13 protein-coding genes are annotated in these 22155 nt (G+C 71.5%); 9 read left to right on the forward strand and 4 right to left on the reverse strand.

The features are described 5' to 3' along the window. Positions 1-123 precede the first annotated feature (123 nt). The 7 genes from Sru02f_RS05770 (at position 124) to Sru02f_RS05800 (ending at position 9365) form a co-directional block, all read left to right on the forward strand. Complete coding sequence (locus tag Sru02f_RS05770; protein ID WP_003976203.1) at positions 124-1185, forward strand: iron-containing alcohol dehydrogenase family protein; 1062 nt, start codon at positions 124-126, stop codon at positions 1183-1185. A 199-nt stretch (positions 1186-1384) separates the two neighbouring features. Then, positions 1385-1705 carry a 50S ribosomal protein L21 gene (rplU, locus tag Sru02f_RS05775; protein ID WP_003976204.1) on the forward strand — a complete coding sequence of 107 codons (321 nt, stop codon included), beginning with the start codon at positions 1385-1387 and terminating at the stop codon, positions 1703-1705. Between the two features lie 14 nt (positions 1706-1719). Next, positions 1720-1974, forward strand: a complete 255-nt coding sequence (rpmA, locus tag Sru02f_RS05780; protein WP_003976205.1) for a 50S ribosomal protein L27 — start codon at positions 1720-1722, stop codon at positions 1972-1974. Positions 1975-2084: 110 nt separating this feature from the next. Next, a complete protein-coding gene (obgE, locus tag Sru02f_RS05785; protein ID WP_109032939.1) occupies positions 2085-3521 on the forward strand; it encodes a GTPase ObgE in 1437 nt (478 codons plus the stop codon). Between the two features lie 211 nt (positions 3522-3732). Beyond that, entirely contained in the window at positions 3733-5541 is a 1809-nt protein-coding gene (locus Sru02f_RS05790; protein WP_109032940.1) for a stealth family protein, read from the forward strand. After that, positions 5541-6530 (forward strand): hypothetical protein, encoded by a 990-nt coding sequence (locus Sru02f_RS05795; protein ID WP_109032941.1) that lies wholly within the window; start codon positions 5541-5543, stop codon positions 6528-6530. Before Sru02f_RS05790 ends, Sru02f_RS05795 begins: the two co-directional genes overlap by 1 nt. Positions 6531-6536: 6 nt before the next feature. Further along, positions 6537-9365, forward strand: a complete 2829-nt coding sequence (locus Sru02f_RS05800) for a stealth conserved region 3 domain-containing protein (protein WP_109032942.1) — start codon at positions 6537-6539, stop codon at positions 9363-9365. Positions 9366-9441: 76 nt separating this feature from the next. Here the strand turns inward: Sru02f_RS05800 and Sru02f_RS05805 are convergent, their stop codons facing one another. The 4 genes from Sru02f_RS05805 to Sru02f_RS05820 all read right to left on the reverse strand — a co-directional run bounded on the left by Sru02f_RS05805 (position 9442) and on the right by Sru02f_RS05820 (position 19567). Next, positions 9442-11172, reverse strand: a complete 1731-nt coding sequence (locus Sru02f_RS05805) for an FG-GAP repeat domain-containing protein (RefSeq protein ID WP_109032943.1) — start codon at positions 11170-11172, stop codon at positions 9442-9444. Positions 11173-11342: 170 nt separating this feature from the next. Beyond that, on the reverse strand, positions 11343-14936 hold the full coding sequence (locus tag Sru02f_RS05810; RefSeq protein ID WP_109032944.1) for a bifunctional glycosyltransferase/CDP-glycerol:glycerophosphate glycerophosphotransferase: 3594 nt from the start codon (positions 14934-14936) through the stop codon (positions 11343-11345). Positions 14937-14959: 23 nt separating this feature from the next. Then, entirely contained in the window at positions 14960-17191 is a 2232-nt protein-coding gene (locus tag Sru02f_RS05815; RefSeq protein ID WP_109032945.1) for a bifunctional glycosyltransferase/CDP-glycerol:glycerophosphate glycerophosphotransferase, read from the reverse strand. A gap of 228 nt (positions 17192-17419) precedes the next feature. Then, positions 17420-19567 carry a hypothetical protein gene (locus Sru02f_RS05820; RefSeq protein WP_109032946.1) on the reverse strand — a complete coding sequence of 716 codons (2148 nt, stop codon included), beginning with the start codon at positions 19565-19567 and terminating at the stop codon, positions 17420-17422. 776 nt (positions 19568-20343) lie between these two features. Between Sru02f_RS05820 and proB the strand changes: the two genes are divergently transcribed. Beyond that, a complete protein-coding gene (proB, locus tag Sru02f_RS05825; RefSeq protein ID WP_109032947.1) occupies positions 20344-21468 on the forward strand; it encodes a glutamate 5-kinase in 1125 nt (374 codons plus the stop codon). 135 nt (positions 21469-21603) lie between these two features. After that, positions 21604-22134, forward strand: coding sequence for a hypothetical protein (locus Sru02f_RS05830; protein WP_109033100.1), 531 nt, complete (start codon positions 21604-21606; stop codon positions 22132-22134). Positions 22135-22155 lie beyond the last annotated feature (21 nt).

Consider the following 22155-nt stretch of genomic DNA (forward strand, 5'->3'; position numbering starts at 1 on the left):
TGGCGCACGACGCGCGGCCCCGGCCGAACGGAATCCCGTTCGGCCGGGGCCGCACGTTTCCCCGGCCGCCCCCGCGCGCATCATCAAACAGCCGGGGGCGCCCCGGCGAGGAGAGGAGACCACGTGCCGGTACTGACGAGGCTCATCCCCTCGCCGCTCGTCGTGGACGTCCGGCCGGGCGCCCTGGACGACCTGGCGAGCGTCCTGGCGGACCAGCGGATCTCGCAGTCCGGCAAGCTGGCCGTGGCCATCTCCGACGGCTCGGGGGCGCGGCTGCGCCGGCGGCTGGAGCCGTCGCTGCCCGGCGCGGACTGGTTCGAGGTCGGCGGCGGCACGATCGACGACGCGGTGCGGCTGGCCGACGGCATGAAGTCGGGGCGCTACGACGCGGTCGTCGGTCTCGGCGGCGGCAAGGTCATCGACTGCGCCAAGTTCGCCGCGGCCCGGGTGGGCCTGCCCATGGTCGCGGTGGCCACCAACCTGTCCCACGACGGCATCTGCTCGCCGGTCTCCATCCTCGACAACGACGCGGGCCGCGGTTCGTACGGCGTGCCGACGCCCATCGCGCTCGTCGTCGACCTCGCGGTGATCCGGGAGGCGCCGATCCGGTTCGTGCGCTCCGGGATCGGCGACGCCGTCTCCAACGTATCCGCGGTCGCCGACTGGGAACTGGCCCACCGGGTGAACGGCGAGAAGGTCGACGGCCTCGCCGCCGCCCTCGCCCGGCAGGCCGGCGAGGCCGTGCTGCGCCACCCCGGCGGCTGCGGCGACGACGGGTTCCTGACCGTGCTCACCGAGGGCCTGGTGCTGTCCGGCATCGCCATGACCATCGCCGGGCACACCCGTCCCTCCTCCGGCGCCTGCCACGAGATCAGCCACGCCCTCGACCTGCTGTATCCCCGGCGCGCGGCCAGCCACGGCGAGCAGGTCGGCATCGGCGCGGCCTTCGCGACGTACCTGCGCGGCGACCGGGAGGGCGCCCTGCTGATGGCGGACACGCTGCGCCGGCACGGGCTGCCGGTGGTGGCCCGGGAGATCGGGTTCGGCGACGAGGAGTTCGTGCGGGCCGTGGGGTTCGCGCCGCAGACCCGGCCCGGCCGGTACACGATCCTGGAGCACCTCGACCTGACGCCCGCGCGGGCGGGGGAGGCGTACGCCGAGTACGTCGCGGCGGTCTCCGGTTGAGGCGCGGGGCCCGGTTTGACCCCTGTCGTGCGGCCCCGTAATCTTGACCGTCGGCGTGTCGACTGACGCGTCACATCCCCGTAAACCTCTTTCCTTCCGGGTGCGGGCCCTCGTGGGCCCCGGCCGGGAGAGGCTGTCCGTGTGTCACCGGGTGGCTGGACTGCGGGGGTGCCGTTCCGAGCGAGAGAGTGAGATCCGCGTGTACGCCATCGTGCGCAGCGGTGGTCGCCAGCACAAGGTTGCTGTCGGCGACATCGTTGAGGTTGACAAGATTTCCACCGGCAAGGTCGGCGACACGGTCGAGCTCTCGACCCTGCTCGTCGTCGACGGCGACGCTGTGACCAGCGACCCGTGGGTGCTGGCCGGCATCAAGGTCCAGGCCGAGATCGTGGACCACCACAAGGGCCAGAAGATCGACATTCTGCGCTACAAGAACAAGACCGGCTACCGCCGTCGTCAGGGCCACCGCCAGCAGTACACGGCGATCAAGGTCACTGAGATCCCCGCGGCTGCGAAGTAAGGGACTGAGGAGACATGGCACACAAGAAGGGCGCATCGTCCACCCGGAACGGTCGCGACTCGAATGCCCAGCGGCTCGGCGTGAAGCGCTTCGGCGGTCAGGCCGTCAACGCGGGTGAGATCCTGGTCCGCCAGCGTGGCACCCACTTCCACCCGGGCGCCGGTGTCGGCCGCGGTGGCGACGACACGCTGTTCGCGCTGCAGGCCGGTGCGGTGCAGTTCGGCACCCACCGTGGCCGCAAGGTCGTGAACATCGTTCCGGTCGCCTGATCGGACACTTTCGCGAGGCGGGCCTCACTTCCCCGAGGGGAAGCGGGTCCGCCTTTCGCGTGTTAACCAAGAGACATTCCCGCAGTAGGCAGTAACTGGAGGCACATCCCATGACCACCTTCGTGGACCGCGTCGAACTGCACGTCGCCGCGGGTAACGGAGGCCACGGCTGTGCCTCCGTCCACCGTGAGAAGTTCAAGCCGCTCGGCGGCCCGGACGGCGGCAACGGCGGCCGGGGCGGCGACGTGATCCTCACCGTGGACCAGTCGGTGACCACGCTCCTCGACTACCACCACTCCCCGCACCGCAAGGCCACCAACGGCAAGCCCGGCGAGGGCGGCAACCGCTCCGGCAAGGACGGCCAGGACCTGGTCCTGCCCGTACCCGACGGCACCGTGGTCCTCGACGGCGCGGGCAACGTGCTCGCCGACATGGTCGGCCACGGCACCTCCTACGTCGCCGCGCAGGGCGGCCGGGGCGGCCTCGGCAACGCGGCGCTGGCCTCCGCGCGGCGCAAGGCGCCCGGTTTCGCGCTGCTCGGTGAGCCCGGCGACCTCCAGGACATCCACCTGGAGCTGAAGACCGTCGCCGACGTGGCGCTGGTCGGCTACCCGAGCGCCGGCAAGTCCTCGCTGATCTCCGTGCTGAGCGCGGCCAAGCCGAAGATCGCCGACTACCCCTTCACGACGCTCGTGCCCAACCTGGGCGTGGTGACGGCGGGCGAGACCGTGTACACCGTCGCGGACGTCCCCGGTCTCATCCCCGGCGCCAGCCAGGGCAAGGGCCTGGGCCTGGAGTTCCTGCGGCACGTGGAGCGGTGCAGCGTGCTGGTGCACGTCCTGGACACGGCGACGCTGGAGTCCGAGCGCGACCCGCTCTCCGACCTGGACGTCATCGAGGCCGAACTGCGCGAGTACGGCGGCCTGGACAACCGGCCGCGGATCGTCGTCCTCAACAAGATCGACGTGCCCGACGGCAAGGACCTCGCCGAGATGGTGCGGCCGGACCTCGAGGCGCGCGGTTACCGGGTCTTCGAGGTGTCGGCCGTGGCGCACATGGGCCTCAGGGAGCTGTCCTTCGCGCTGGCCGAGCTGGTCGCCACGGCCCGGGCCGCCCGGCCCAAGGAGGAGGCCACGCGGATCGTCATCCGGCCCAAGGCCGTGGACGACGCGGGCTTCACCGTCACCCGCGAGGAGGACGGCCTGTTCCGGGTGCGCGGCGAGAAGCCCGAACGCTGGGTGCGCCAGACCGACTTCAACAACGACGAGGCCGTCGGCTACCTCTCCGACCGGCTCAACCGCCTCGGTGTCGAGGAGAAGCTGATGAAGGCGGGCGCCCGCAACGGCGACGGCGTGGCCATCGGTCCCGAGGACAACGCGGTCGTCTTCGACTGGGAGCCCTCGGTCACGGCGGGCGCCGAGATGCTCGGCCGCCGCGGCGAGGACCACCGCTTCGAGGCACCCCGCCCGGCCGCCCAGCGACGCCGGGACCGGGACGCCGAACGGGACGAGGCCCAGCAGGAGTTCGACGGCTTCGAGCCCTTCTGAGCGAAGCGCGAGGCAGCCCCCGACGCTTGAGACGGCGTCGGGGTTGCACGGCTGCCTGTCTCCTATATCACAGATGCTGATGTTCGTTGGTGCGCCGCGCGCAGGGGGACGTGGAGTGAACGCGTTGCATACTTGACGTGTCTGTATCCGCCCGCGTCGTCGTCAAGGGGATCGTGGTCTCGGCACCGGTCCCGTCGGAGGAGTTCCCGCAGTGCGAAATCCTGAAGCACCCCGGTTGGTCGGTGTCTACCGGCGTGTAGTCCCGGTGGGTGCGCGACGTGTGATCGCCGAGCACGTGGACAGCGGCTTCCGGCAGCAGGTCAAAGAGGGCATCGCGGCCGCCGCAGCCAAGCGGGACCAGATCAATCGCGTGCGCGTCGCCCGCAGCCACCGCAAGCTGCTGGCCCGCCACGACCGGCGGGTCGTCAGCGTGGGCAAGGCGCCGCGCATCGCCCACGTCGTACCGAGGGCCACTCCGCTGGACGCCCGGCGCGCCAACCTCGACGACGTGACCGAGGCGCTGCGGCACGCGGGCATCGACTACTTCTGCGTGCGGTCGGCCTCCGAGACGTCCACCGCGGTGGCGGTCCGCGAGGACGACCGCGAGCAAGTGATCACCGCGCTGCGTCAGGCCTGCCGGGTCAGACCCGGCTACGTGATACCCATGGGCAAGGGCGAGCCTCTCGACGAGGCCGCCCTGCCTGCCTTCGGGACCGGTCCGTGGAAGCGGGTGTCGGGATCCCCGGTCTTCCGCTGCACCTGGTACCGCACCGACGAGACCGGCCGCATGGTCTTCGGCCTGCGATACGGCTGCGACATAGAGTTCTGGAACCACGAGGGCGGCGAACTGGTCTCCCCCCGCCGCAACCCGGTCGCCGAGGCCGTCCCGGTCGAGGAGGAGGCGACGGAGGCCGACGAGTCCCTGTTCACCGACCTCGCCCCGTTGCCCGAGGACCGGATCCCGCGGCCCGACGAGGACCCCGACGCCGAGGCAGGCGCCGGAGACGGCCCGCGTCCCGGACGGGTGCGGACCCGCCCCGCCTTCGCCGCCGGGAGCGTCGGACGCCGCACGTTCCCCATCGACGTCGTGTACACCTGGGTCGACGGCTCCGACCCCGCGTGGATACGCAGCCGGGCGGAGTTCTCCGACCGCCCGTACCACGAGGAGGCGGCCAACGCGGCGCGCTACCTCAGCAGGGACGAACTGCGCTACTCACTGCGCTCCCTGAACCTGTACGCGCCCTGGGTGCGCAACATCTACCTGGTGACCGCCGATCAGACCCCCGACTGGCTGAACACGGACCATCCGCGGCTGAAGGTGGTGAGCCACAAGGAGATATTCAGCGAGCCCACGTCGCTGCCCACCTTCAACTCGCACGCGATCGAGAGCCAGCTGCACCACATCGACGGGCTCTCCGAGCACTTCCTCTACTTCAACGACGACGTGATGCTCGGCCGGGAGACGCTGCCCCAGCACTTCTTCCTGCCCAACGGCCTCGGCCAGTACTACCTCTCGCCGGCCCTCATACCCTTCGGCGAGCCCAACAGCGAGGACCCGCCGGTCGCCGCCGCCGGCAAGAACAACCGCCGGCTGATCGCCGAGCGCTTCGGCGGCAGCACCATCTTCCGGAAGATGAAGCACGTGCCGCACGCCCTGCACCGCGGCGTGCTGGAGGCGATCGAGACCGACTTCGCCGACGAGCACCGGCGCACCGCGGCGAGCCGCTTCCGCAGCGCCGGAGACATCTCGGTCACCTCGTCGCTCCACCACTACTACGCGTTCCACACGGGGCGCTCCTTCCCCGGCGACCAGCTCGTGTACCGCTACCTCGACGTCGGCAAGCCGGGCGCCGAACGGGTGCTCGGCCGACTTCTCGCCGAGCGCGAGGCCCACGTCTTCTGCCTGAACGACACGACCTCCACCGAGTCCGAACTCGCCCACCAGCAGGTTCTGATGACCCGCTTCCTGGACGAGTACTTCCCGTTTCCGAGCCCCTACGAGCGCGGTGCAGACGACTGATGAAACAACTTCCCACCCCCCACCAGGTGATGCGCAAGGGCTACGCCGCCGTGCGTTCGGCGCGCTCACGCCTGGACAGCCTCGTCCTCGTCCCGCCGAGTCCTGACGACTGGCCGCGCGTCACCGCGGACCACCTCTCCCTCCTGGACGGCCGCACCCTCAACGTCTGCGTCACCGTGCCCGACGACCTCACCGCGGCGTCCGCGTCGCTGGTCCTCGGCGGAGGCTCCTCCCCGGTCGTGATCCCGCTGACCCTGGTGCAGCGCGGCGACGGACGCGTCGAGGCCCGGGGCACCTCGGTCGTCGACCTGCTGGAGAACGTGCGCGCCGACAGCCCGCCGGTGCCCGCGGGGATGCGCAGGTTCCTGCTGGAGGCCGGGCAGTGGCGGTTGTCCGTCGTCTTCACCGACGTCCGGGGCCAGGAACGCCGCTTCGCGCTGGCCGCGGCCCCCCGGCTGATGCCCGACGGCCCCACGCTGCCCGAGCCCGTGCGGGCCGACGGCACCTACTGCCGCGTCATCGCGTCGAGCACCGGCCGTGCCTACCTCTCCCTGGGCAGGGACCACGCCGAGGCCGAGATCGTGTCCGTCGACATCGGCTGGTCGCAGATCACGCTGCGGGGCCGGCTCGTCAACTCCCCGGCGGAGGCGTGCAGCGGGGACGTGGAACTGATCCGCAGGAACGGCAAGGTGAGCCGGACCCTCCCGGCGACCTGGCAGGGGGACGTCTTCACCTGCACCGTGCACACGGCCGACTTCGGCGCCTCCGGCACCAAGGAACAGATCTGGGACGTACGGCTGCGCCGGCCGCGCGGCCGGTCGCTGAAGCTGTGCCGGCGACGGACCGACGTACGCAGCCCCGGGGACGTCTTCCGGATGCCGAACCGGCTGCTCACCGCGGACGACGGCACCGCGCTGCGGATCAACCCCTACTACACGCCCGTCGGCAGCCTGGCCTTCCGTGCCGCGCTCATTCCCTCTGGAAGTTGACAACAGATGAAAATCACCTTTCTCCTCACCTGGGGTGACGAGATGGGCGGCACGGAACAGGCCGTCTACACCCAGGCGACCCACCTGGCTCCCCGCCACGACATCGAGGTGCTCAGCGTCTTCAAGACGCGCGAGCAGCCGTTCTTCTCCGTCGACGAGCGGGTGTCGGTGCGTTACCTGGTGGACCGCACCGGCAAGACCGAGCGCCCGGTGCGCGAGAGCGACCTCAGCGCCGAGGACTGCCGGCACCTCGCCGGGCTGCCGAGCGACCTGATCAGCCCGAAGTGGGAGGCCACCTTCGACGCGCTGTCCGACGTCGAGATGCAGCGCGCGCTGCGGACCATCGACACGGACGTGCTGATCACCACCTCGCCCGCGCTGATGTCGGCGGTGGCCGACCTGGCGCCCTCCCGCGTGATCACCATCCAGCAGGAGCACCGGCCCTCCCAGCTGCGGGGCGGCACGGGCGAGCCGCTGCTGCTGCGGGCGCCCGCCATCGACGCGCTCGTGGTGCTCACCGAGCGCACCAAGCAGTGGCTCGAGGAGTCCCTCGGCAAGGCCGCTCCCCGCCTCGCCGCGATCCCGAACGCGATCCCGGAGGGCTTCCGGCCGCGCTCCAGCCTGACCGGCAAGACCATCGTGATGCCGCGCCGGCTGGTGCCGGACAAGCAGGTCGACCACGCCATCCAGGCCTTCGCCAAGGCGTTGCCGGACCACCCGGGCTGGCGGCTGCGCATCTTCGGCGACGGACCCCAGATGTCCCGGCTGCGCAACCTCATCCAGGGCCTGGGCCTGCACGACTCCGTGGAGCTCCTCGGCCCCAGCCAGCACATGACCGAGGAGTGGGCCAGGGCCAGCCTGACCATTCTTCCGTCGCAGGACGGCGAGGCCTTCCCGCTGGTGCTGCTGGAAGCGTTCGCGGCCGGTGTCCCGGCCGTGGCGTACGACATCGTCACCGGGCCCGCCGAGATCATCCGGCACGGCGAGGACGGCCTGCTGGTGCCGCCCAACGACGTCGAGTCCCTGGCCGAGGCGATCTCCCGCCTGATGGGCGACGAGGCGTTGCTGCGCTCCTACGGCGAGAAGGCCCACGAGGGGTCCACCCGGTTCGCGGCCGAGGTGATCGTCAAGCAGTGGGAGGAGCTCTTCACCGAGCTCGTCTCCCGGCGCGACGACCCGCGGCGGATGGCGGAGCGCGCCGACCGCATAGCCCACCGGGTGGCCCACGGCGGCGCGGGCCGCTTCCACGCCGCCGTGGCCGCCGACCGCACGGCGCCCTCGTCGGGCGACCAGCGGGCCCGCGAAGTCGTCATCGGCGCGTCCGACCGTTCCCTGGTGCGGGCCGGCGGCCGCCTGTCCGAGGTCCGTGACGACCTCCAGGGCTCGGAGATCGTCCAGCGCAACTTCGAGACGGTCGTCGCGGCGCTCGAGTCGAGCGGCATTCCGTACGTGCTCCTGCGCGACCGGGACGACAACCCCAGGCGCCGGCTGGCCGTCGACACGGTCGAACAGACCCGGGTCCGCAAGGCGCTCGCCGGCGCCTACGAGGGCAAGGCCGTCTACGCCGAGCTGCTCAAGCCCCGTACGCACGCGCCGGGTGTGCTGCTCGCCGAGCGCCTCGAGGCGGTGGGCGAGGTGGCCGGACTGCGGGTGTTCCGCCCGGTGGTGACCTCCACCCGTACGCTGCGCTTCGGCCCCGCGTACGGCTGCGACATCGAGTTCTGGCGGCAGGTGCCGGAGGAGGAGGGCGGGGACGGTCAGTTCGTCGCGCCGCTCAGGCCCAGTGCCGTCGGTCCCAAGCTGCCGTCCCTGACCCCCGACGCCCGTACCCGCGTGAAGGACCGCGAGTACCCGACGCTGGAGCCGCTGACCAGGAAACTGGTGAGCGACATCACCTTCCCCGTCGACGCCGTGTACACGTGGGTCGACGACTCCGACCCCCGCTGGCAGGAGCGCCGGGCGCGTCGGCGCGCCGACCTCGGGCTGGAGGCGGAGAGCTCCGGCGACGAGGCCGCCCGGTTCCGCAACCGCGACGAACTCCGCTACTCCCTGCGGTCGCTCGCCATGTTCGCGCCCTGGATCCGGAAGATCTACCTCGTCACCGACGACCAGACCCCCGAGTGGCTCAACACCGAGCACGAGGGCATCGAGGTCGTCTCGCACCGGGACATCTTCACCGACCAGGACTGCCTGCCGACGTTCAACTCCCACTCCATCGAGAGCCAGCTGCACCACATCGACGGCCTCTCCGAGCAGTTCCTGTACCTGAACGACGACGTGTTCATCGGGCGGCCGGTCGGGGCCCAGCGCTTCTTCCTGCCGAACGGCGCGAGCCGGTTCTTCTGGTCGCCGACGACGGTGCCGGTCGGTGAGCCGACCGAGGAGGACGAGGGCTACTTCGCCGCGGCGAAGAACAACCGCTCGCTGCTGGAGGAGCGGTTCGGCGTGACGGTGGCGAACAGCTTCGTGCACGCGCCGCACCCGCTGCGCCGGAGCGTGCTGGAGCGCATCGAGGAGGACTTCCCGGAGAGCGTGGCCCGCACGGCCGCCACCCCGATGCGCGGGTGGCAGGACATCTCCATGGTGTCCTCGCTGCACCACCACTACGGCTACCTCACCGGGGCGTCGGTGCCGAGCAGCATCCGGTGCGCCTACATCGACGTGGGCACCTACAGCCGCCACCCGGAGCTGACGCGCCTGCTGGCCATGCGCGGTCACGACGTCTTCTGCCTCGGCGAGTCGCAGGACGCCGAGGTGCCGGAGCACGAGCAGGCCCGCATCGTCGAGGCGTTCCTGCGGGCCTACTTCCCCGTGAAGAGCCCGTACGAGCGCTGACGCGGAGTCACCCGGACAACGGGAAGGGGGCTGCCGGCACGAACGTGCCGGCAGCCCCCTTGGTGTGCTGTCCGCGTCAGTACAGGTTCCGGTAGGTGTCCCAGCCGGTGCCCAGCTTCACCCGGGCCTTGAACCGCCCGTCGGTGTAGGACGTGTAGCGGTACAGGTCGCCGCGGGAGTTGGCCGCGAGCAGGTCGGCCCGGCCGTCGCCGTCGATGTCGCCGGGCGAGGCCAGCTTGTTGTACTGCTGCCAGCCGGAGCCCAGGTCCACCTTGCCCGCGAACGGCGAGGTGCTGACCCCGGTACCGCGGTAGAGGTACAGCTGGCCGGCCGGGGTGCGCGCGACGATGTCGGTACGGCCGTCCCCGGTGAAGTCACCGGCGCCCACGAGCTTGTCGTAGGCGTTCCAGCCGCCGCCGACCTTCAGCGGCGAGGACAGGGAGGCGCCGTGGCCCTTGCCCCGGAAGAGGTACAGGGTGCCGGAGGTGTCCCGGGCGAGGAGGTCGCCCTTGCCGTCGTCGTTGAGGTCGCCCGGACCGAGGAACAGGTTGTACTTGCCCCAGCCGGTGGCCAGGCTCTCGTCGGCCGTTGCGGCGTAGTTGTACAGCACGCCGTCGTACAGCTCCAGCAGGTCCGCGTACCCGTCCTTGTCGAGCGACGACGCGTAGGCCACCCTGGCGCCCGACCAGCCGCCCGTGTCGCTGACCTGCGAGCGGGCGGTGAGCTGGCCGTCGTTCTTCACGCCGTACCAGTAGAGCGTGCCGCGGGTGTCCATGCCGATCACCGACGACTTGCCGAAGTGCGGGTACACACCGCTGCCGGCGAAGAGCTCCACCGGCTGGAAGCCCGTGCCGGCCTGCTGCTTGGCCTCGAAGTTGCCGGTGCCGTCGGCCCGGTAGTAGTACAGGTCACCGGAGCGGGTGCGGCCGAGCAGGTCGCCGAGCCCGTCGCCGTCCCAGTCGTCGGCGGCGATGATCTGGTTGTAGTTGGTCCAGCCCTCGCCCAGGAGGTCGCGGGTGGCGAGCGGGGCGGTGGCGCTGCCCTTGCCGGCGTAGAAGTAGAGGTAGCCGAGGCGGGTGCGGGCCACGACGTCGCCGATGCCGTCGCCGTTCATGTCGCCCATGCCCACCAGCTGGTCGAACATCTCCCAGCCGCCGCCGACCTTCACCCGGCCGCGGAACGGGGAGTTGAGGCTTCCCGTGCCCTCGTACAGGTACAGCTCGCCGCCGTAGGTCCGCGCGAGCAGGTCGGGCCTGCCGTCACCGGTGACGTCCCCGGGCGTGATGACCTTGTTGTAGATCTGCCAGCCGGTCCCGCTCCAGGTGGTGAACCCGGTGTTGTCCGCGCCCCAGCTCTCGAACAGGGACAGGGTGCCCGTCGACGACAGCGTGAGGACCTCCGGCGCCCCGTTTCCGTCGAGGTCGCCGGGGGTGAGGATGTCCTTCTGCTTCTCCGTGTAGTCGTCGACGTTGATCGAGTACGGGGTGAACTCGCCCGACGTGGTGCGCCAGACCTCCGTGCTGCCGTCCTGCAGGCTCAGGAGCATGTCGCTGAACCCGTCGCCGTCCACGTCGAAGCGGGGCGCGGGAGCCGCGGCGGCGCGCATCCGCGGGGCCTGCTTCCGCTCGGGCTGGGCGCGGTCCAGCTTCGGCAGTTCCGACTTGGGCGTCGGCACCTCGATGCCCGGCGAGGGCTTGTCGGCGGCGAGGGCGGGAGTGGTGACCAGCATGCCCGCCGCGACCGCGAGGGCGGTGCAGGTGAGCAGCCGGGAACGGCGCGTTCTGAGGCGCGCGCGTGATGTGAACAAGGGGCCCCCACAAGTGATGTCGAAGAGTCGGCAGGGTGAAGAAGATGTGATCACTGCCGATGATCGTCGGATTGTATGTGAAACCTGTGACTCTCTGACAGATGTTTTCCGGCACGGGAACGCCGAAGCCGGGCCCGGCGCGATCCCGGACCCGGCTTCGACGTGACGGTTCAGACCTCCCGCGCCTGCTCCAGCATCAGGTCCACGACGCGCGCCGCGGCCCGGCCGTCGTCGAGGTCGCAGAACAGCTCCTGGAAGCGCCGGTAGCGGTCCGCGTACTCGGCCGACACCTTGTCCAGGTCGCCCAGCGCGCTCACCAGCTCCTCCGAGGTACGGATCAGCGGACCCGGCGCGTCGTTCTCGAAGTCGAAGTAGAAGCCCCGCAGCTTGTCCCGGTAGTGCTCCAGGTCGTAGGTGAAGAACAGCATGGGCCGCTTCAGGTGCGCGTAGTCGAACATCACCGAGGAGTAGTCCGTCACCAGCACGTCGGCGGCGAGATACAGGTCCGCGATGTCCGGGTACTCCGAGACGTCGTGCACGAAACCGTTGCCCGCGCCGGGAATGCTGTCCACGACGTTGGAGTGCCGGCGGATCAGCAGCACGTGGTCGTCGCCCAGCCGCGCGCGGGCGTCCTCGACGTCGATGCGCAGATCGAACTTGAACTGCCCCCGCCGGTGCGAGAGGTCGTCCCGCCAGGTCGGCGCGTAGAGGATCACCCGCTTGTCGGCGGGCACGCCGAGCCGCTCCTTGATCTCCCGGGCACGCTCGGCGAGGTCCGGCGCGTAGAGGTAGTCGTTGCGCGGATAGCCGGTCTCGATGATCTTTCCGTCGAAGCCCATGGCGCGCTTGAGGATCGGCGTGCTGAAGCGGTTGGAGGAGACCAGCATCGTCCAGTTGCGGGCCTCCTGGATCAGCCGCTCGTGGTACTGGGGGTCGAACTTCGGCGCCTCGATGTCCAGGCCGATCTTCTTCAGCATGGTGCCGTGCCACGTCTGCACGATCACCTGTCCCGGACGGCGCTCCATCCAGTGCGGCAGGTGCGCGTTGGTGACGATGTAGCGGCAGCGGGCCAGCGCCTCGTACCACTCGGTGCTCCAGAACCGCACCTTGCGCGCGGTGTCGGGCAGGTCCACCTGACCGTCCCGGACCAGCCACAGGTACTCCAGGTCGGCCCCCCGGCGCAGCAGCTCCTCGTGCATCGCGCGCGGCGAGTCCGAGTACTGCTTGCCGTTGTAGCTGATGAACAGCACCGCGTCCCGCAGCGGCTGGGTCCGCCCCGCTTCGTACACGTCCTTGCGCAGCCGCTCCTGACGGTAGGCGCCGCGCTCCAGGACGGACAGGTCGGACGGGCAGTGCAGCTGAGGGAAGTTGTACCAACGGGACTCGAACTCGTACTCCCGGTCCTTCGCGGCGCCGAGCACCGGGAAGCCGTCCACGGCGAGCCGGTCGACGAGGAACGGGATGTCGTGGCCGTCGGGGGTGCGCAGGAAGAAGTTCCAGCGCCCGCTCTTGAGCGGCAGCGTTCCGTCGGGACCGGACATGGACGCCGGGGTGAACTCGGCGCCGAACGAACCGTCCGGTGAGGTCCGCAGGGCCACGGTCTTCTCGTCGAACCGGTCCCGGGCCTTCACCACGAAGTCCGCCCCGTCGATGTCGGCGGCGGTCACGCCCTCGACGACATAGCGGTCACCGGCCCAGCGCACCGACGTGATCTTCGCCTGGATGGGGCGGCCGGAGAACTTCAGATAGCCGTTGTGGCCCGAGACCAGGGCTATCTCGTTGCGGTCGGCGTTCTCCGCGAGGGACGCCGGCAGCCGCATCTCCCCGTCCGCGAGCCCCTCACGGACCACGGTGGAGAAACGGCGCTCGCCCCCGTCGGGAGCCACCGCCACCAGCTGAGTGCTCCAGTTGCGCCGGGAGGCCGCCGCGGGGTCGGCACCGCCGGCCGCGTTCTCCTCCTTCACGACGTCCTGGTGCTCCGGCAGCAGGGCGACGTCCCGCATCGGCACCCGCACGGTGAACGGGGTGTGCCCGCCGTCGGCCGCGCTCAGCGTGACCGGGTAGTGCAGCCGCTCGCCGCTCTTCTTGTTGGTGACGCGCAGCGAGACACTCTCTCCCGCGCGCAGCGGCACGCGGATCTCACCGTCGATCTCGATGTCCGAGCCGACCGCCCGGTGGCCCGTGATCAGCGCGCGTACCCGCTCGACGGTCAGCCGCAGCGCCCCGTTGACCGGCGTCGGCAGCAGCCGGAAGTCGTCGTCCAGCCACTGGTAGGGCGGGTGGTTGGCCCGCGTCGGGCCCTTCACCTGGACCGCGCGCTTGCGCAGCAGACCCGCGGTGGCGATGCCGATGCCCACCCGCCAGGTCCCCTCCTCCCACTGGGAGCCCCTGCGCAGCTTGAGCGGGTCGAGGTCCGCCGCCCAGCCCGACCAGTCGTAGTTGTTGTGCTTGCGGCCGGACAGCGACGTGGCCTCGGGCACGTGGGTGTTGCGCAGCGGCACCACCGTGGCCCGCCGGGAGCCGTCCTTCTTCAGCACCAGGACCTTGGCGGCGCTGCGCCTGCCCGACTGGTCGATCTGGTCGACCCACGCGTGCCCGGACAGCCGCAGTCTGCCGCCGTCCCAGCGGATGTCCTGCAGCGGGGCGTGGAGCCTCAGGTCGGGGTCGATCCGGCGCGCCTTCTTCGGCAGTCCGGCGGCGGCCGCCTCGACCGTGGGGTAACTGACGTACTTGCGGACCAGCCCGCTGATCTTCACGGCGTCACCGCGCCGTTCCGCCTTGATCAGGTCCACGAGGTCGTCCAGCGCGTGCTTGCGCACCAGCAGCCACTTGATACGGGCGGTGGCCGGCAGCTCCATGACCACCCGCGGATCGACCTGGTCCAGGTACTTGTTGATCACCCGCAGGAACTCGGCACGGAACTCCTCGTCACCGTCCGGCAGGACGTTCAGGAAGATCCGCAGGTCACCGGTGAGGGCGGTCTGGTCGTACGCGTGCTTCAGCTCGGCGCCCGACTCGCCGGGCCGGGAGGCGAAGAACCGGCTGACGGACTCCACCGCCGCCGCACGGTCCCGCACCGCCTTCGGCTCCGTCCGGCGCTGGGTGATGGAGGGGGCGGCCTCGCCCTCGCGCAGCCGCCAGTAGTACGTCGGCTCGCTGATGATGTCCACGGCCTCGGCGAGGAACTGCGCCGGGAGGATCACCGGGACGTCCTCGTACAGCACGCCCTCGGGGAAGGAGAGGCCGTGCTTCTCCCAGAACGAGCGGCGGAACACCTTGTTGCAGGCTATTCGGTCGGTCAGCAGCTTCTTGTTCCGCGATATGTGCGTCCGCCTGACCGCACCGCCGGCGAGGATGCGGTGCATGGGGGACTGCCAGATCTTGGTGCTGTTGATGTGCTGGACGTTGCCCGTGACGAAGTCCGAGCCGCTCTCGTCGAGAGACTCCACCATCAGCCGGTAGGCGTCCGGCGGGATCATGTCGTCGCTGTCCACGAAGGCGACGTACTCCGACTCGGGGGCCAGCCGTGTCATCCCGGTGTTCCGCGCCGCGCCCAGACCGGCGTTCTCCTTGCGGATCAGCTTGAAGCGCGGATCGCGGGCCTCGTAGCCGGCGGCTATCGAGGCCGAGTCGTCCGGCGAACCGTCGTCCACCATCAGCACCTCGAGGTCGCCGAAGGTCTGCGCGGCCAGGGAGTCGAGGCAGGCGGGGAGATAGCGCTCCACGTTGTAGATCGGGACGATGACACTGAGCCGAGGGGCCATGCTGGGTGCGATTCCTTCCGAGGTCAGGCCCGCTCGACCGGTTCGAGCGCCTGGGCAGGGGTCGGGGCGTGGGAACGGTCGTCGAACGGGACGACGGGCAGCAGGCTCTCCTCGCCCAGGAAGACACGTCGTACGACCCGTTCGGCCGCGTGCCCGTCGTCGAACTCGCAGAAGCGCCTGCGGAAGCCGTCCCGGCGCTTGGTCGTCTCCGGGGTGTCGTAGGTGCCGGAGGTGAGCAGCCCCAGCAGCTCCGTCTGGGTGGTGGCCACCGCGCCGGGCGGCTCCTGGAGCAGGTCGAAGTAGGTGCCGCGCACCACGGAGTAGACGTCCCAGTCGGGGACGTAGCTGACGATCGGACGGTCCAGTACCGCGTAGTCGAACATCGCCGAGGAGTAGTCCGTGATCAGCGCGTCGGCCGCGAGGTACAGGTCCTCCACCCGGGAGTGCCCGGACACGTCCAGGATGCGGCCGGTGCGGCGCAGCGCGGCGGTGTGCGGGGAGTCGCCGTAGAAGTAGTGGCCGCGCACCAGCAGCGTCACGTCCGGACCGAGTTCGCGGGCGAACCTGGCCGGGTCCAGGGCGGAGGTGAAGCCCGGCTGGTACTCGCGGTGGGTCGGCATGTACAGGAAGGCCTTGGTGCCGTCGGCCAGCCCGAGCGCGGCGCGGGCCGCGCGCACGTCCTCGGCGGTGGCGTTGACGAGGACGTCGTTGCGCGGGTAGCCGGTCTCCAGCGTGGCGTACGAGCAGGGGTAGACCCGCTCCCAGATGACGGTCGAGAACCGGTTGGCGCTGATGCTGTAGTCCCAGCGGTCGCACCGCTCCAGGAGCTTCTCGAAGTCCATGTCGGTGGAGGCCGGGTACTTCTGCTGGTCCAGGCCCATGGTCTTCAGCGGGGTGCCGTGATGGGTCTGGACGTGGATCTGGCCCTCGCGCTTGACCACGGAGTCCGCGAAGTTCACGTTGTTCACGAGGTACTTGGCGCGGGCCACGGCCGTCCAGTACTCGCGTGAGCCCACCCGGACGACCCGCACCCCCTTGGGCACCCGGTCCGCGTGGTCCGCGTGGACCGCCCAGACGCGGCGCATGCCCGGGGCCAGCCGGGCCAGTTCGGCGTCGATGGCGGCCGGGTTGCAGGAGACGCCGCGGCTCCAGTAGGCGGAGAACAGCGCCAGGTTGTCGTCGAGCGGCAGCCTGAGCTGCGACTGGTAGAAGGCGCCCATCGCGCCGCGCTTGGACCGGTTGAGCGCGCTGCGGATGCCCTTCTTGACCCTTCGGCGCGCCTTCACCGCCGCGAGCGCGCTCATCAGCGTGGTGTAGGCGTCGCGCTCCAGCATCGTGTACTTGTGGCCGCGGCCGCCGCCCGGCCGGGTGAAGCCCTTCGGCACGCGGGCGCGGTAGTCGGCGGAGGCGCGGTGGAAGAACTCGGCCCGCGCGTCCCGCGGCAGCCGGCCCGGACTCTCCAGGACGGTCAGGTAGTGGTCGACCATCTTGCGGAACAACGGGCCGCGCCACTCGGCGAGTTCCTCGTGCGCGTCGACGTAGTCGAAGACCCGCCGGTACTGGTCGAAGATGTCGAAGTGCTTGCGGCTGACCGTCTTGAGGATGTTGCCGCCCTCACGCCGCTGCCGGTAGTACACGCAGACCCGGTCCAGCAGGGCGATCCGTTCGGCGGTGATCAGGGAGCCGAACGTCCAGGGCGCGTCCTCGTAGTAGCCGGGCGGGAAGGTGAGCCCGGTGCGGGCGACGAAGTCGCGCCGGTACGCCTTGTTCCAGACGATCTGGAGCAGGTCGAGCAGCTGCGGACGGTCGGCGAGGGAGAAGACGTCCGGGCCGGTGTTGCGGAGCAGGTCCGCCCGCTGATTGCGGCTGACTCTGCCGTTCCAGTAGGTGCGGGCGTAGTCGTAGACGAGGATCTCGGGGTCGTCGGTGGCGTCGAGGCGGTCCGCTATCGCGGTGAGCGCACCCTCCGTCAGGGTGTCGTCACTGTCCAGGAACAGGACGTAGTCGCCCTGCGCCCGTTCCATCCCGGCGTTGCGCGCGCGTCCCAGCCCCACGTTCTCGGTGAGGTGCATCACGTGGATGCGCGCGTCGTGCCTCGCGTACTCGTCGAGGATGGCCCCCGAACCGTCCGGCGAGCAGTCGTTCACTGCGATGAGCTCGAAGTCCACGTAGTCCTGGCCGAGCACCGAATCGAGGCATTCGGGCAGGTAGCCCTGCACCTTGTGCACCGGGACGATGAGGGAGAACCTGGGCATCCTTGCAACCTGTTCGAAGGGGGAGCTGTCCGTGCGTTGCCGCGTACGGTAGTGGGAAAGCCTGTGATGTGCGGCCAAGGGTAACGGTCCTGTTGTCGGGTATGCCCGACCCCGTGCCGGATATGTCCGGTCCTGCCCCGGGGGTTCTTATGAGTATCCACACATGCGCCCAGAACGCCCACAGGGCGGTGACAACTTCTTCGCATGCCCGGCCGGGGGAGTGACCGACTAGTCGACGGGGCGGCCCGCCCGCTCAACTCCCCCTGTTGCCAGTGGTGTTGTGCCGGTCTCCAGTCGGGGGCCGGGGACGGCGAGGTCCGCGGAGAGGTCCGCGGCGAGGCGCTCGGCCCGGCGGGTGCGGTGTTCGCCGGCCGCCGCGCACAGGTCCCGCACCGCGCCGGCGAAGCGCTCCCGGGACGGCGGCTCGGCCGGGCCCAGCAGCCGCAGGGCCAACGCGGCACGCTCCTGGGCGAGTTCGTCCCGCTCCGGACGGCGCACCGCCGCCAGCAGGGCCGGTACCCCGGACGCGTCCGGCTCCAGCACGGTCGCCGCCGCCACCGTGGGGAACGACTTGCGGAACACGTCCTCGGCCAGCCCGCTGGTGTTGGCCACCGCGTACGGCTTGCCGCTCGCCAGGAAGTCGCTGATCACGCTCGACACGTCGCTGATCAGCAGGTCGGCCCGGTTGAAGCAGGCGTACAGCGGCGGCCGGGCGTCCGTGACGACCTGGTGCTCCCACCCGGGCAGCGACGCCCAGTACGCCTCCTCCCACGCGGCCTCGGCCCGCCGTACGGCCGCCGCCCGCCCGGCCTCCGGCGCCGGCTGCCGCAGCATCCGCTCCGCCTGGTCCGCCGCCGGCCGGAAGCCGGCCGCGGTGAGCCGGTCCAGCTCCGCCGCCCGCCGGGCCAGGGCGGTGGCCGCCGACACGTCGGGACGCGGACCGCCCCGCTCCCGGTTCGCCGCCCGCACCAGCTCCCGGATGCGCAGATCGGCGGCCCGGGCCCGCGGGTCCACCGACCCGGTCAGCGGATGCGGCTTGTACAGCAGCCGTACGCCCGGGTCGGCGAGCAGTGCCCGCACCAGGTTCTCCCCGGCCTCGACCACCGAGGTGTTGCCGGGATTGCCGTCCCAGCCCTCCCAGGTCGGCGCGTACAGGACGGTCGTGAACGCCCCCGGCGCGGGCGGCCCCGCGTACGGCCGTACGGCGTCCAGCTGCGGGCGGCCGATCTCCACCACGTCCTTGTCCTCGACGCCTACCTCCGCCAGCGCGTACCGCTCGCGCGCCGCCGGGCCCGCCACCCACACCTCGTCGTACGCCTTCGCGTACGGGTTGCACGAGGACAGCTTGTCGCTCTCCCCGTGGTTGACGAAGGCGTGCTTGATCGTCGGGATGCGCAGGACCTGTGAGGTCTTGCCGGAGTTGGAGGGGTGGAGGAGGACACGGAGCGTCGAGTGCTCCAGGCGCATCAGCGTGGACACCTTCGGCAGGCACACCACCGGGATGTCGGTGGCCGCGATCCGCTGCACCATGTGCCGCTCCCGCAGCACGATCACCGGCCGCCCGTCCAGCCGCGCCAGCGGCTCCAGCCACATGTTCGCCTGGTACGCCGAGGAGGCCCCGCCCGAGAAGTACAGGCCGACCGTCGGCCGGTACCGGGCGAGCCACGCGTCGAACCAGTCGAGCACCTCCTGCTCACCGGCGGGCCTGCGCCCCGGCAGCAGCCGCAGCAGCAGCGCGCCCAGGCCGGTCAGCGCCGCCCCCAGCGACAGCGCGAGCCCGGCCACCCCGTACACCGGCGCGTCGGTCGCCGCGGTCGCCAGCAGCCCGGCCGTCGCGGGCAGCCCGAAGACCGCCAGCCGGGGCCCCGGGCGGCGCAGCAGCGCCGGGGGCGCCGGGGTCAGCCGCAGCGCGGAGGCGTCGATGTTCCGGGTCACCACGGGCAGCGTCCGCGTGCGCCGGACCAGGACGGACACCGCCTGGATCGACCAGTGCAGGGCGTAGAGGACGAGCAGCCCGGCGACGAGTGGTGCGTAGACGCCCTCCCGGTGCTGTTCGCCGAGGCGCAGCAGACCCACCACGAGCAGCAGGTCGCGCAGCACGTGCCGGACCGTGACATCGGCGTGCGACTTGGCGAACAGCGACACCATCCCCCGCTGCCACCGGTACAGCACCCCCTCGGCGGCCAGTGAACCGGCGCTCGCCGCGAGCAGCAGCGGCACGTGCGGCATCAGGGCGCCCACGGCCTGTGCGGCGAAGGTGGCCGCCAGCACGGCCAGGACCAGCAGCTTCACGGCGATCCGCCGCCCGGGCGGGCGGGGGAGACGGCGGCGGGGCAGGGATAGGGGCACTGCGGTAGCTCCAGGCTCGTCGCGCATCGGACAACCGGGTTAACGCGGGGTGACCGCCCGACGACACGCGCGTGTTGCCCCGACCTCCGGGCCCGGCGGCGAAACCCGCGGTGACGGGGCCCCGGACCGGCGCGGACCGTGCCGAGAACGCGCCGACAACGTGCCGAGGACGCGACGGAGCCCCGCCCGGAGCGCGGGCGGGGGCGTCACGGGACGTAGCGGGACGCTACGGGGATGCGGCGCGGTCCCCGGCGAGAATGCGGCGGGGTGCGGCGGGGTGCGGCGGGGTGCGGCGGGAAACGGCGGTGCCGGGCGGGGACGCGGCGAGGGCCCGTTGAGGCGGCGGAGACGAGTACCGAGCCGTCGCGGGACGCGGCAAGGACGTCGCGGGGATGCGGCGGGGTACGGCGGGAACGCGGTGGGGTCCGCGGCGGGAGCCGTGGTGACGGCGCGTGGCGGGTGAGGCCGCGGCGGAAACGCGTCCCGAACCGGGCGAGGAAGTCGCGGGGCGCGGCCAGGAAGCCGCGGGGACCGGCTTGGACGTCTCGGGGACCGGCCTGGACGCGCGGGACACCGCCGCGACGTCGCCGGGACACCGCCGCGACGTCGCCGGGACGCCGCCGCGACGTCGCCGGGATGCGCGGCATCCGTGGCGCGGATGCGGTGGCGGCGCGGCGCGGATGTGGCGGCGGTCGTGGCTGTTGTCCGCAGCGTGAACTCCGGTGCGGTGTGCGTTCCCCTTCGCGTAGATTGCCTGGCGGGCGCAGGGATCGGCGCGTGTCGACGGGAGAGGCGGACGGGCCGTGGCAGGGGCAAGGCAGGCCGTGGGCGAGGCCCGCAGGATCGTGGTCAAGGTCGGTTCCTCCTCGCTGACCACCGCCGCGGGCGGCCTGGACGCCGACCGGGTCGACGCGCTCGTCGACGTACTCGCCAAGGTGCGCGGCGCCGACAAGGAGGTCGTCCTCGTCTCCTCCGGCGCCATCGCCGCCGGGCTCGCCCCCCTCGGCCTGCGCCGCCGTCCGAGGGACCTGGCCCGTCAGCAGGCCGCCGCCAGCGTCGGCCAGGGACTGCTGGTCGCCCGCTACACCGCCTCCTTCGCGCGCTACGGCGTCCGCGTCGGCCAGGTGCTGCTGACCAGCGACGACATGAGCCGCCGCGCCCACCACCGCAACGCCTCCCGCACCCTGGACAAGCTGCTGGCGATGGGCGCCTTCCCGATCGTCAACGAGAACGACACCGTCGCCACCGACGAGATCCGCTTCGGCGACAACGACCGCCTCGCCGCCCTCGTCGCCCACCTGGTCCGCGCCGACCTCCTGGTGCTGCTGTCCGACGTGGACGGCGTCTACGACGGCGACCCGAGCAGGCCGGGCACCTCCCGGCTGGCCGAGGTGCGGGACATGGCCGACCTCGCGGGCGTCGACATCGGCAGCGCGGGCAAGGCCGGGGTCGGCACCGGCGGCATGGTCACCAAGGTCGAGGCGGCCCGGATCGCCGCCGCCGCCGGCATCCCCGTGGTGTTGACCAGCGCCGTCCACGCGGCCGACGCCCTGGCCGGCGGCGACACCGGCACGTACTTCCACGCCACCGGCAGGCGCTCCGCCGACCGGCTGCTGTGGCTCCAGCACGCCTCCGCCCCGCAGGGCGCGCTCGTCCTCGACGACGGGGCGGTCCGCGCGGTCGTCGAGGGCCGCAAGTCGCTGCTGCCGGCCGGGATCGCGGGCGTCGAGGGCGACTTCGCCGCGGGCGACCCCGTGGAGCTGCGGGACGGCACGGGCCGGGCGGTGGCCCGCGGGCTGGTCAACTTCGACGCCAAGGAGATGCCCCGGCTGATCGGCCGCTCCACCCGGGAACTGGCGCGCGAACTCGGACCCGCGTACGAACGTGAGGTCGTACACAGGGACGATCTGGTGATCCTGCACCCGTAATGGGCCGAAACGTCCCCGAATCGGTGGTGGACGTTCCGCAAAACCGCCCCGCGATCTCGTGCGGCCTGCTCAACTTTCCTCAGGGACAAGTCCGGCCGACCACCGGGCCGAGCCGTGTGCGTGAAGGAGGCCGTCGTGAGCGGAGTACGCCCTGGGACGGCGGCGCCTCGCGGTGGTACCGCCTCCCGCGGTGGTGCGGGCGCCCGCGGCGGCACGGGCGCGCGCCCCGGCGGCGCCCGGGGCGCGAACCGGGCGGGCGGCGAGGAGCGCGCCCTGACCAGCGTCGCCGCCGGCGACCGGTTCCGCGGCGAGGAGCCCGAGCACACCCCGCGCCTGTGGCACGTCACGCTCAGCGTCTCCGGCGCCCGCGCCCCGCTCACCGAGGTGCGCCGGGCGCTCGAACAGCTCGCGCACGACCACCCCTTCCTGCTGACCAGCCGGTACGCCGACGACCACGCGGAGATCCGGTACTGGGAGGAGGCCCGCGACCTGCACGACGCCGCCGCCGTCGCCCTGCGCCTGTGGGGCGAGCACCGGCAGACCGCGGGGCTGCCGCCCTGGGAGATCGTGGGTCTGGAGGTCATCGACCGGGCCACCTACCACCAGCGCATCGCCGCGGGGTACGGACCGGCACCCGCCACGCCGGTCGGCGTTCACCCGTTTTGACCCACTCCCGGCCCATCTCGC

Origin of the sequence: Streptomyces rubrogriseus (assembly GCF_027947575.1) — a bacterium.
Taxonomy (GTDB): Bacteria; Actinomycetota; Actinomycetes; order Streptomycetales; family Streptomycetaceae; genus Streptomyces; species Streptomyces rubrogriseus.

Excerpts from the sequence above, each read along its gene's own strand:
- Sru02f_RS05795 (WP_109032941.1), top strand. The coding sequence starts at position 5,541 with ATGAAACAACTTCCCACCCCCCACCAGGTGATGCGCAAGGGCTACGCC.
- Sru02f_RS05810 (WP_109032944.1), bottom strand. The coding sequence starts at position 14,936 with ATGGCCCCTCGGCTCAGTGTCATCGTCCCGATCTACAACGTGGAGCGC.
- Sru02f_RS05800 (WP_109032942.1), top strand. The coding sequence starts at position 6,537 with ATGAAAATCACCTTTCTCCTCACCTGGGGTGACGAGATGGGCGGCACG.
- Sru02f_RS05815 (WP_109032945.1), bottom strand. The coding sequence starts at position 17,191 with ATGCCCAGGTTCTCCCTCATCGTCCCGGTGCACAAGGTGCAGGGCTAC.
- rpmA (WP_003976205.1), top strand. The coding sequence starts at position 1,720 with ATGGCACACAAGAAGGGCGCATCGTCCACCCGGAACGGTCGCGACTCG.
- obgE (WP_109032939.1), top strand. The coding sequence starts at position 2,085 with ATGACCACCTTCGTGGACCGCGTCGAACTGCACGTCGCCGCGGGTAAC.
- Sru02f_RS05820 (WP_109032946.1), bottom strand. The coding sequence starts at position 19,567 with ATGCGCGACGAGCCTGGAGCTACCGCAGTGCCCCTATCCCTGCCCCGC.